The following is a 7,287-nucleotide window of genomic DNA, read 5'->3' on the forward strand; positions in this document are numbered from 1 at the left end:
ATGCGGCCACCGGGGAACCCGATAATCCTTCCAATACATCGGATCTTTACGCAAGGCTCCGTCTCACACCGCGGTCGCGGGAACTCCGCGGCAGACCAGGACGGGGCACCACGCGGTCCGGCAGTGCCCGACCGGCGAGGCTGCGGGGTTCGGGCCCGCATCCGGGTTCACGCCCGGATCCGGAAGCCCGACAGCCGTCGAGGGCCCTCCGTTCAGCACGGAGGGCCCTCCGTTCAGCACCTCACGGTCGGTGCGGCCGCATCCGGGCCGCGGTGGCGGTCCTGTCGGGAGCGTGACGGGTCAGGAAGTAGCGTTCGACCGCTGTCCACGTCGTGCTGGTCACCACGTACAGCGCGGCGGCCAGCGGCACGACGGCGGCCGTGACGAGGGTGAAGAAGTACATCAGCGGCATGATCCGCAGGACGCCGGCGACCGCTCCGGCCCCGGGCGTCGACGCGTCGACGACGGGATCGGCCGCCGCCTGCTGCCGCCTCGTGCGTACGGCGTTGAAGGTGGCGACGCCCCCGATGATCACGAACACCGCCAGGTACACGAGACCGGCGGGCCCGAACACCCCGCCGTGCGCGAGGGCGTCGGTCCAGCGGTGCCCGAGCGGGGCTCCGAACAGGGAGTGGCCCAGCAGCTCGTTGGGCCGGCCGTCGATCTCACGGCTGTAGAAGACCCGGTACATCAGGTAGAAGGCGGGCAGTTGCAACAGCGTCGGCAGGCACCCGGCGAGCGGGGAGACCTTCTCCTCCGCGTAGAGCCGGGCCGTGGCTTCGCGAAGTTCCTCCGGACGGCCGGCGTGCTTGCGCCGCAACTCGGCCATGCGCGGCGCCAGCTCGGCGCGTACCTTCTGGCCTCGGGCGGCGGCGCGGGCGAGCGGGTGGGCGGCGAGTCGTACGCACAGGGTGAACAGGACGATCGCGGCAGCCACGGACGAGCCGTGGAACATCGGCCCGAGCAGGGTCGCGAGATCGTCTACGAGATGGGCGAACGCGGAAATGATCGTGGACAAGGCTGTGCCCTCCGAGGGTCACGTCGAATCGAGTGGATCGGCGTGACGGCCCGCACGGGCGGCGCCTGGCAGAGGTGAGGAGGAGGGCAGTCGTCCGTCCCGCGCACGGGCGGCGGTCCACCGCCGGCACGGGGCGGTGACCCCACCGGCAGGGACCGGGCCCGGCACAGTACCGGCCCGGAGCGGGGCCGACCCCACGCGGCGGGCCGGGACGGCTCGGGAACGGACCCGGCTCGGACAACGGACCCGGCACCGGCACCGGCACCCGCACGGAACTCATGCCGGAGCGGGCTCGGCGCAGGGCGGACCGGACCACGGCGAGCGCGGTCCCGCCTGCCCTGGCGCGGGAACTCCCGCATCAGGCATCAGGAACCACGTGTCCAGGGCCCCCGTGCCCGGAACTTCCGTGTCCGGCGTTCTCCTGCACGGTCCTCCCGCCCCGGAACCTCCCGACCGGGAACCTCCCGACTCGGAACGTCCCGATCGGAAAGGCCCGACCGGTACGTGCCGGCCCGGAACTCCGAGTCCGCAACTCCGAACCTCGGGCTCCGAGCCAGGAACCACCGAACTCCTCGAGACCTCTTGAGGCGCCGGCCTATGCGGCCGTCGGGAGGCGGCGGCCCGGAGCCCGGGGACGGGTGCGGCCCCGTGCGTCGGGGTCCCGCTGCGGGAGGAAGGCCGTACGTATCTCACGGTCGCGCATCGCGGTGCGGACGCGGTGGTGCGGCACCGGCGGAACCGTCCGGGCCGCGAGGACCACGCAGGCAGCCAGAGCGGCACTCGCGGCTGCCGTCGCCGCGAGCGCGACGGCCGAGGGCAGCAGAGCGTCGGGCGAGGAGAGCAGGATCTGGGCGAGGACCAGGAGGAGCAGCACGGCAGGCCACAGGCCGTTGCCGTTGCCGTTGCCGTTGCCGTTGCCGTTGCCGTTGCCGTTGCCGTTGCCGTTGCCGTTGCCGTTGCCGTTCGAACGGCTCGGCGCCCTGTTCGTCACGGGCTCACTCCCCCTTCCGCGCTTCGCGCGCCGCGCTCCCCGCGCGACGCCGGCCGCGGGTCACGGCCGGTTCCCCGGCCGACACCCGCGTCCCTTCTCTTCCCCGTCACTCACTGTTGTACACGAACAGACGTGTGATCGATCTCCAGCGGCGTGAGCAGCCGGTGCGGGGTCAGAAGCGCCCTGCTCACCGGGTTCTCCGGATCCGGGTCGAGGCCCGCGCGGGGGGTGAGCAGCACGTCGCCCGCCGGGACCACGTCACCGCAGGCCGGGCACTGTCCGTACGCGCCGAGCTCCGAGCCGCAGGCCACGTGGAGGAACGACCGGGGGGTGTCCACGCCCTCCAGATGACCGCTCGCCCACTTCCCGAGCGACAGCAGCGTCGGCCACAGGGCGATGCCCGCCTCGGTCAGGACGTACTCGTCACGCGGCGGGGACTGCTGGTAGCGCTGCTTCTCCAGCACGCCCGCCTGCTCCAGCGACTGGAGCCGCGAGGCGAGCACCGCCCGCGGGATGCCGAGATGGACCAGGAAGTCCTTGTAGCGGCGGATGCCGTAGAAGGCGTCCCGCACGACCAGGAGCGTCCAGCGCTCGCCGACCACCTCCAGTGCACGGGCGATGGAGCACTGCTGCTGCGCGTAGTCCTTGCCGAGACCCATGGAGGCATCCTACTCCGCCTGAGTTCATTCATTGAACCTGTCGTGCTACCGTCACCATCCAAGGTTCATTCACCGAACTCGCAATGGAGACAGGGCCATGTCCCGACCATTCGACTCCACCACCGCAGCGGCCCGACGCTCGACCGACGCCGGCCGCACCGGCGCCGACGGCGTGGCCCGGCCGGAAGACCCGGCGCCCTCGGGGGGTCAGGTGACCGATCACCCCGGTGTCGCACCGAACGCGCGCGGCACCCTCGTCGCCGCGCTGGTCGCCACCTTCGTGGCGCTCATGGGCTACACGGCCCCGCTGCTGACCGTGCCCTCCCTGTCCGGGACCTTCCACACCTCGCTGTCCGCCCAGGCCTGGCTGCTCAACGGCACCCCGCTCGGGCTGGCGGCGCTCCTGCTCGTCGCCGGCGGCCTCGCCGACGACTTCGGCCGGCGGCGGCTGTTCCTGATCGGCACCGTGGGCCTCGCCGTCACCACGGCCCTCAGCGCCCTCACGAACGACACCCTCCTGTTCACCCTCACGCGTGTCGCCCAGGGCGCGGCGAGCGCGGCGATCCTGGCCACCAGCCTCGGACTCATAGCGCACGCGTTCCCGGCCGGTCCGGCCCGTCTGCGGGCCACCGGCGCCTGGGGCGCCGCCGTCAGCGGCGGCATCGCCCTCGGGCCGCTGCTCGCCGCCGCGCTGAACGGCCTCGGCTGGCGTGCGCTGTACCTCGTGCTCGGGGCGGCGGCGCTGGCGGCCGGGGCGTACGCCTCCCGGGTCCTTTCCGAGTCGCGGGCCGCGCACCGTGCCCGCCCCGACCTGCCGGGCGCGGCGGCCCTGGGACTCGCGTTCACCTCGCTGCTGACCGCGCTGACCCTGGGCCGCAACGGCTGGCTGGACGCCCCGGTGCTGCTCCTGCTGGCCGCGACGGTCGTCCTGCTCGGGGTGTTCGTGCTGATCGAGCGGCGCACCGCGGCCCCGCTCGTCGACCTGGGGCTGCTGAAGCACGCACCGTTCCAGTCGTCCGTGCTGGGCGCCCTGTTCACGGGCCTGGCGGTGATCGGCTTCTTCAGCTACCTGCCTGTCGTCGTCGAGGGCGTGCTGCACCTGTCGGTGTTCCAGACGGCGTGGATCGTCGTGCTGTGGGCGGGAACGGCCGCGGTGGTCGCGTACCAGGCCAAGCGGCTGCACGCGCGGTTCGCCGTGCGTCACCAGATGGCGGCGGGCTTCGTGCTGCACGCCGCCGGCATCCTCAGCATGCTGGGCGCCGTGGGCGCCTCGTCGGAGGCGCGGCTGATGCCCGGCGTGTTCGTGGCGGGACTGGGCAGCGGCCTGCTGAACGCGGCGCTGCCCCGGCTGTCCGTGGAATCGGTGCCGCCGCAGCGCGCCGCGATGGGTTCCGGCGCGAACAACACGGCCCGCTACATCGGTTCGTCCGCCGGCGTGGCGCTGATGCTGGCGCTCGTCACCTCGGCGGGTACGACCGCGCGGGGGGCGGACACGGCCATCGTCGTCATGGCCGCGGTGACCCTGGTCGGCGCGGTCCTGGTCCTGGCGCTGCGCGGCCGACGGGCCGGCGCGCCGACCGGGTCCTGATCCGGGGCGGGCCCGCGGGGCCGTGGGAGACCCGCGGGCGCGTGGGGTCCGTGGGGCCCGCGGGACACGTGGGGGGTGTCGGCGCGCCTCGGGGGGCGAGGGGACAGGATCGCCGTATCCGGGCGGGCGTTCGCGACCGCAGGCCGCAGACCGCCAGCGGCAGGCGGCAGGCGGCAGCGCGAGGGGGTCCTTGGCGGAACCCGGCCCCGGCGCGCCTCACGCCAGCGGGGCCCCGCCCGTCGTCTCCGTACCGCCCGGCACCGCGGCGCCGCGCACACCGTCGTCGGCGAGCACCTCGCCGTCGGGGCGTTCGTCGGCCCGTGCCCCGGCCGCGCCGAGGCCGGCGTACGTCAGGGCCAGCGCGACGAGCAGGTTCGCCGCGAGCCCGACGATGCCGGCGTTGACGCCCCACACGGGGTCGTGGCCACTGAAGACGAGCGCGCACACGAGCGCCGCCCCGACCGCGAGTCCGCCGAGCGCCGCACCCAGGGTCAGTCGCCGCCACCGCAGCCCCAGCAGAACCATCGGCAGCAGCTGCGCCATCCCCTCGTAGCTGATGAGGGAGAGGCGTACGAGCGTGTTGGGCGCCGCGTACGTCAGCACGAGCGCCAGCCCGCCCGCGATCACCACCACCGCCTGCGCCGCCGACTTCTGCCGGGTCTCGCCGCGCAGCCTGGGCACGAGGGAGAGCACGCTGCGCCCCCACATCGTGCCGATGACCAGCATGAACACCGCCATGGGCACGATCGAGGACAGGGCTGCCGCCACGCCGACGACGCCCACGGCCCACGCGGGCAGCGCGTCCACGACCAGCTTGAACAGCGCGAGGTTCGAGTCGGATCCCGCCAGCCCCGGCACGACGAACGTGGCGGCGAGTCCGAGGAGCATCGGCACGAACAGCAGCAGGTTGTAGGCGGGGAGGTAGACGGCGTTGCGGCGCAGCGTGTCCGCGCTTCGCGCCCCCAGATAGCCCGCGACGGTCGTCGGGAAGATGACGACGGTGACCGCGTTCATCAGGGACGTGGAGATGAACCACGCGGTGCCCATGGTGCTGTGCCCGTGGCCGGGCAGGGTGAGCCACGCGGTCCGCTCGTGCACGACGCGGTGCAGGAAGTCGCCGTAGCCGTCGAAGTAGTGCAGCGGCACGTAGACGACGAGGAACGCGAGCGTCCCGATCACCAGGAGGTCCTTGAGGACCGACACCCAGGCGCTGCCGCGCAGGCCGCTGACCACCACGAAGACCGTGGTGACGGCGAAGGCGACGAAGTAGGCCCAGTTCAGGCTGACGGTGCCGTACGAGATGGTCGACACGACGACGCCCATGCCGGTGATCTGCAGCTGGATGTACGGCAGCAGGAACACCGTGGCCAGCACCGCCGTCAGGGCGCCGAGCCAGGGCTTGCCGTAGCGGTGCGCGATCATGTCGGTGATCCCGACGAGCCCGTGCCGGTGGGCGTACGACCACAGCATCGGCCCGACCACGTAGCCGACGGCGTACCCGCACGACATGTAGGCGACGACGTACAGGACGGGCGCCCCGAAGTCGTAGCCCCAGCCCGCGCCCCCGAGGTAGCTGAAACTGGTGTAGCTCTCCCCCGCCATCAGCACCCAGATGAACACGGCACCGAGGCTGCGCCCGCCCACCGACCACTCGGTGATCCCGCCCCGACCCCCGCGGCCGCGCAGCGCGAGCACCCCGAGGACGACGGTGAGGACCATGAACGCCCCGAAGACGGACGTCGCGACGGCCGCGTTCACCGCTCCTCCCGAGCGCGCCGGGCCATGAGCCGCCGGTCGCCGCTGTAGGCGGCCCAGATCGCGAACGGCGTGACGACCACGGAGGCGAGGAGCCAGAACGCGAGGAAGGGCAGTCCCACGACAACGGGGTCGACCCGGTTCACCCAGGGCACGGCGAGGAGGAAGAGGACGAGGGGGACGAGGAGCCAGAGCAGGTGGGGCCGTTGTCGGAACACGCAAGGACCCTAAGCCACGGGCCGCCCGCCGGCGCCACCGCGGCGGCGCCGGGACGGGCCGGGGGAGGTGAGCCGGTCGTCGCCATGGCCCGGGCCCGGAGTCGTGAACGCGGGCGGAGTGCGCGGACGGGGAACGGCTCGCGGGCGTAGTGCGCGGACGGGGGCGGGGCGGGCGCGCGGGGGGACGGGGTCAGGAGCACGGCGGGCACGGGCAGGGGGACGGTCGTGCTGTTCGGCGTGATCGCCGCCTGCACGGCGTACGGCGAAGGGTCGATGTCCGACTGGAGCGCGCTGCACCTGACGCAGGACCTGGGCGCCGCGCCCGGCGTCGCCGCTCTCGGCTACTCGGTCTTCGCTCTCGCCATGACGCTCGGGCGGCTGTCGGGGACGGCCGTGCAGGAGCGCTTCGGCCGTACGGGAGTCCTGGTGGCCGGCGGGCTCACGGCGGCCGCCGGCATGCTGATCGGTGCGCTCGCGCCCCTCACCTGGCTGGTGTTCGCCGGGTTCGCCGTGATGGGGCTCGGCCTGGCCAACATCTTCCCCGTCGCGATAGGACGGGCGGGCGCGCTCGCGGGCCCCGGCGGCGTGGCCGTGGCCTCGACGCTCGGCTACGGCGGCCTGCTGATCGGCCCGCCCGCGATCGGCTTCCTGGCGGACTCCCTCTCGATGCCGCTCGCCCTCACCACGGTCAGCCTCCTCGCCGCCCTCGCCGCCGTCCTCGGCCACGCGGCCCGCGACCGGGGCAGGGGCCGGGAGGGCGCCTGAGGCCGGGAGCGCCGGGCGCCCTTGCGGGGGGCCTCGTCGCCGAAAACAATGGACGCATGGGCATGCGCACCGCCGCCGAACGCGACGCGGAGACCGTCGAGATCGTCTACGCGTTCGGGACGGCGGCCCTCCTGGCCGCCGCCGTCGGCGGCGCGTCACTCGTGCTGACTCTCGCACTCGGGCTGCCGACGGCGGCCCCCAAGGCGGGCGGGGTGCTCGCGGCCGCCGTGTTCGCGGCCCGGACCGTGGGGGTCCTGACGGCGCCGCGGCGGGCTCGCGCCCGCGGTCGCGCG

Annotated in this window: 7 protein-coding genes and 1 pseudogene; 3 read left to right on the plus strand and 5 right to left on the minus strand. The window is 73.7% G+C overall.

Translation table 11 applies throughout. The features are described 5' to 3' along the window. Positions 1 to 241: 241 nt before the first annotated feature. The 3 genes from L1885_RS05020 to L1885_RS05030 form a co-directional block, all read right to left on the minus strand. Positions 242 to 1,018: a YidC/Oxa1 family membrane protein insertase gene (locus L1885_RS05020; protein WP_235795738.1), complete on the minus strand. Its 777-nt coding sequence runs from the start codon at positions 1,016 to 1,018 to the stop codon at positions 242 to 244. 595 nt (positions 1,019 to 1,613) lie between these two features. Next, on the minus strand, positions 1,614 to 1,904 hold the full coding sequence (locus L1885_RS05025) for a DUF6412 domain-containing protein (protein ID WP_235795746.1): 291 nt from the start codon (positions 1,902 to 1,904) through the stop codon (positions 1,614 to 1,616). Positions 1,905 to 2,119: 215 nt separating this feature from the next. Further along, positions 2,120 to 2,668, minus strand: a complete 549-nt coding sequence (locus L1885_RS05030) for a winged helix-turn-helix transcriptional regulator (RefSeq protein WP_235795739.1) — start codon at positions 2,666 to 2,668, stop codon at positions 2,120 to 2,122. 97 nt (positions 2,669 to 2,765) lie between these two features. On the opposite strand from L1885_RS05030, the gene L1885_RS05035 reads away from it, so the two are divergent. Then, positions 2,766 to 4,256 carry an MFS transporter gene (locus L1885_RS05035; RefSeq protein ID WP_235795740.1) on the plus strand — a complete coding sequence of 497 codons (1,491 nt, stop codon included), beginning with the start codon at positions 2,766 to 2,768 and terminating at the stop codon, positions 4,254 to 4,256. A gap of 216 nt (positions 4,257 to 4,472) precedes the next feature. Here L1885_RS05035 and L1885_RS05040 read toward each other — a convergent pair whose 3' ends face one another. Next, positions 4,473 to 6,014, minus strand: coding sequence for a sodium:solute symporter family protein (locus L1885_RS05040; protein WP_235795741.1), 1,542 nt, complete (start codon positions 6,012 to 6,014; stop codon positions 4,473 to 4,475). Further along, positions 6,011 to 6,229 (minus strand): DUF3311 domain-containing protein, encoded by a 219-nt coding sequence (locus tag L1885_RS05045; RefSeq protein WP_235795742.1) that lies wholly within the window; start codon positions 6,227 to 6,229, stop codon positions 6,011 to 6,013. Before L1885_RS05045 ends, L1885_RS05040 begins: the two co-directional genes overlap by 4 nt. 213 nt (positions 6,230 to 6,442) lie before the next feature. On the opposite strand from L1885_RS05045, the pseudogene L1885_RS05050 reads away from it, so the two are divergent. Continuing rightward, positions 6,443 to 6,994: pseudogene (locus tag L1885_RS05050) on the plus strand (MFS transporter); the annotation flags it as partial. 56 nt (positions 6,995 to 7,050) lie between these two features. After that, on the plus strand, positions 7,051 to 7,287 hold a 237-nt coding region (locus L1885_RS05055), incomplete at its 3' end, for a DUF6332 family protein (protein WP_235795743.1).

Origin of the sequence: Streptomyces fuscigenes, from assembly GCF_021556455.1 — a bacterium.
In the GTDB taxonomy this organism is placed as follows: domain Bacteria; phylum Actinomycetota; class Actinomycetes; order Streptomycetales; family Streptomycetaceae; genus Streptomyces; species Streptomyces fuscigenes.